This window comes from Calditrichota bacterium, assembly GCA_013152715.1.
Classification (GTDB): domain Bacteria; phylum Zhuqueibacterota; class Zhuqueibacteria; order Thermofontimicrobiales; family Thermofontimicrobiaceae; genus 4484-87.
In genome coordinates this window covers 3314-5744 of record JAADFU010000067.1, presented here as the reverse complement: position 1 = coordinate 5744, position 2431 = coordinate 3314, and the positions used below count along the sequence as shown (strand labels likewise).

Genomic DNA, 2431 nt, shown 5'->3' with positions numbered 1-2431 from the left:
CTATTTCATCGACAAAAGCGTCTGGTCATTCGGCGGAGACGGCTGGGCTTATGACATCGGCTACGGCGGTTTGGATCATGTTATGGCGTCCGGAAAAAACGTAAATGTTTTAGTGATGGACACTGAAGTTTACTCCAACACCGGCGGGCAGGCATCAAAAGCGACGCCGCTGGGCTCCATTGCTAAATTTGCCGAAGCCGGAAAACCGACGCCGAAGAAAGATTTGGGCATGATGCTCATGAGCTACGGCTATGTTTATGTCGCGTCCGTTGCCATGGGCGCTAATAAAAACCAGTTCGTCAAAGCCGTTCGCGAGGCGGAAGCGTACAACGGGCCTTCGATCATTATCGCGTACGCGCCCTGTATCGCTCACGGAATCGACATGTCGGAAACACAAATCGAAGAAAAACGCGCCGTGGAAGCCGGTTATTGGTTACTGTATCGTTTCAACCCTGAGCTGAAAAAGGAAGGTAAAAATCCGCTCATCCTGGACTCCAGAGAGCCGAAAACAGATGTCGTGGAATTCCTGAAAGGCGAGAAACGATACAATTCGTTGAAAATTACTTTCCCGGAAAATGTGGATAAATACTGGAGCGAATTCCAGAAATTCGTGAAAGAAAGATATGAACATTATAAGATGTTAGCCGGGAAATAAATTTAATATTTAGGTTGAAAATTGAATACCCCCTCGATGTATTTTTTCGAGGGGGTGTTTTTTTTGAAATATTTGAGGAAATAATTGTTAGGTTGGCTGATTCTTTGGATTTAATTGTTGAAAAATCTGCGGGAATCCGCGTTCTATTTCAGGACCAGTTTCCCTTCTGTGTCCAATCTGACAACATTCCCTTTTTTGAAGCGATGTCCCTGAATGGTCATGTCTTTGGCTAGTTTAAATTTTTTCAATTTTCCGTTTTCATGGAAATGGACACCGGCGCTGCTGCCGAAAATTTCCGTCAAAAAAGTAGCCTTTTTGCAAGGGAAGCCCTGAATCTCCTGATCCCTGGCAAGCCAAGCTAATTCCAATTTTCCGTTTTTGTAAAATACCGTCTGCCAATTATTGGCATTTCCCCGGCATAAAATTCCCTGAATCTCCGTGTTTTTGGGCAGGAAACAGACGATTTTGTTCTCATGAATGCTGAAAATTCTCGTACCTTTTGGTAAAAAAGACAGAGAATCATTTTTTGCCTCGGTTTGCGTTTGCTCCTGTCCGTACAAGCCGGAGAAAAGCAAAACGAAAAACAGGAGAAAGAGTAATCTGAAATATTTCATTTTATTTTCCCTTTTTATTTGGCAGGAACGGCCTTCAAATGTTACTTTTGAGGAAGAAGATGAAACTGATTATTGGTCTTCTGTAAAAATCGATCAAGAATGTCCGAACAAACGGAATCAAGATTTTCTTGCGAAACAACAGACAGATCGTTGAAAATAATTCTTCCGTATTGTTTGAGGAAATCAGTTGTCACGTATTCCCGGACAAACTTTCCGTCTTTGGGATATTTCTTTCGAGAATAATTATCGAATAATTTGTAAAAGACTTCCTGGTCAGCGCAAAATTGGACGATTTTGGGGGGTAGTAAATTCTGAGTAAAAGTTGATACTGCCACTAAATCATTTTTATCTCCGGCAGCCGCTTTCGCATCAAGAAAAAAGCGAAAATCGCCATCTCCAGAAACGACAAATCCTTTTGCAACCAGCGCCTTCCTGAAGCTGTCCAGCAATTTCTGATTCAACGGTGTCATGCCGTCGCGAGTCATCGCAACAGAGACTTCTACCGAAACCGGGTGATTAATTTTCGCGACGTCGCCGGCTGACAAAATCAGCGGTGAGAAAAGAAGAATAAATACCAGGATGGAAGTTAATTTTAATAGTTTCATCATTGAGCCCTCCAAAGGTTTTTGGGATTGTGGCGGGATTACAATATGTTTTATTTAAAAAGAAGGGCTTGGGTTCCCGGAAATTTTTGCGTTTGAGGTACTTGCTAACTGGCGCTGGGAATTAATAGGGAGGATTTTGGCAGAAGCAAGTTTCAGATACAATCAGGGATAGTTGTTTAACCTATAAATTAAATAAGTTATCTATTTTAATTTGCTACGTTGTAACAATCTCTTTTTTTTGTGAAGGAGCATGTTTTATCCCGAGTAATTCATCAATTGATAAATCTTCATCCAACAAAAACCAATGCAAACCATACCCCGAAGGAGATATTTCATATTTCTCCTCCGTGGTTAGAAAAAATTTAACTGTTTTTTACAAGTGTCGCACACTATTGAGGTGTACGACACTTGTGGTTTCGTTTGCAAAAGTTTAGTCAATTAATTAAAAACTGCCTGTCTGACTGAATTCGATGTTTTCTTTTCCAGGCGATTCAGCCTTTCTTCCAATTCCTTTTGCCGCTCTAAAATCAAAGTCAATTTATGAACAATTGGATCTG

Annotated in this window: 4 protein-coding genes (1 of these 4 only partly in view); 1 reads left to right on the top strand and 3 read right to left on the bottom strand. The window is 41.1% G+C overall.

The window, feature by feature from the left end; translation table 11 throughout:
- On the top strand, nucleotides 1-655 hold the end of the coding sequence (nifJ, locus tag GXO74_05360) for a pyruvate:ferredoxin (flavodoxin) oxidoreductase (GenBank protein NOZ61088.1). Its footprint begins 2888 nt before the window's first position; 655 of the gene's 3543 nt are visible here — the last part of the coding sequence; the start codon falls outside the window, past its left edge; the stop codon is at nucleotides 653-655.
- A 143-nt stretch (nucleotides 656-798) separates the two neighbouring features.
- On the opposite strand, the gene GXO74_05355 is transcribed toward nifJ, so the two are convergent.
- The 3 genes from GXO74_05355 to GXO74_05345 all read right to left on the bottom strand — a co-directional run bounded on the left by GXO74_05355 (nucleotide 799) and on the right by GXO74_05345 (nucleotide 2205).
- The gene (locus tag GXO74_05355) at nucleotides 799-1269 is read right to left on the bottom strand and encodes a hypothetical protein (protein ID NOZ61087.1); all 471 of its coding nucleotides are present in this window, start codon (nucleotides 1267-1269) and stop codon (nucleotides 799-801) included.
- Between the two features lie 41 nt (nucleotides 1270-1310).
- Nucleotides 1311-1877, bottom strand: coding sequence for a hypothetical protein (locus tag GXO74_05350; protein NOZ61086.1), 567 nt, complete (start codon nucleotides 1875-1877; stop codon nucleotides 1311-1313).
- 211 nt (nucleotides 1878-2088) lie between these two features.
- A complete protein-coding gene (locus GXO74_05345; protein ID NOZ61085.1) occupies nucleotides 2089-2205 on the bottom strand; it encodes a DUF2442 domain-containing protein in 117 nt (38 codons plus the stop codon).
- Between the last annotated feature and the right edge of the window lie 226 nt (nucleotides 2206-2431).